1 protein-coding gene is annotated in these 785 nt (G+C 30.7%); it reads left to right on the top strand.

The annotated features are described in order from the left end of the window. The coding region (locus tag AC1DQ3_RS36570; protein ID WP_477124957.1) for a protein rep at positions 1-785 on the top strand (785 nt) is incomplete at both ends.

A 785-nucleotide genomic window follows, 5' to 3' on the forward strand; every position in this document is an offset into this window, starting at 1 on the left:
ATTGAAAGATATGTCTAAAAATGGGAAACGACGCCCATGGAGAGAGAAGAAAATCGACAATGTAAGTTATGCTGATATACTAGAAATTTTAAAAATTAAAAAGGCTTTTAACGTAAAACAAGGTGGTAACGTCTTAGAATTTAAGCCGACTGATGAAGGGTATTTAAAACTTTATAAAACATGGTTTTGTAAGTCTAAATTATGTCCGGTTTGTAATTGGAGGCGTTCAATGAAAAACAGTTATCAAGCCCAAAAAGTAATTGAGGAAGTTATTAAAGAAAAACCAAAAGCACGTTGGTTGTTTTTAACACTTTCAACAAAAAATGCGATTGACGGTGAAACTTTAGAACAGAGTTTAAAACATTTAACTAAAGCTTTTGATAGATTGAGTAGATATAAAAAAGTAAAACAAAATTTGATTGGTTTTATGCGTTCAACTGAGGTAACAGTTAATAAAAATGATGGTAGTTATAATCAACATATGCACGTTTTATTGTGTGTTGAAAATGCTTATTTTAGAAAAAAAGAAAATTATATAACGCAAGAAGAGTGGATCAATTTATGGCAAAAAGCACTTCAAGTTGATTACAAACCTGTCGCAAATATCAAAGCAATTAGGCCAAATAAAAAAGGCGATAAAGATATACAAGCTGCAATTAAAGAGACATCAAAATACTCGGTTAAGTCGTCTGATTATTTAACGGGAAATCATGAAAAAGACGCAGAAATTGTTCAAGATTTAGAACAAGGTTTATACAGAAAACGCATGTTGAGTTATGGTGGAT

Source organism: Cupriavidus sp. 01T418 (assembly GCF_056398885.1).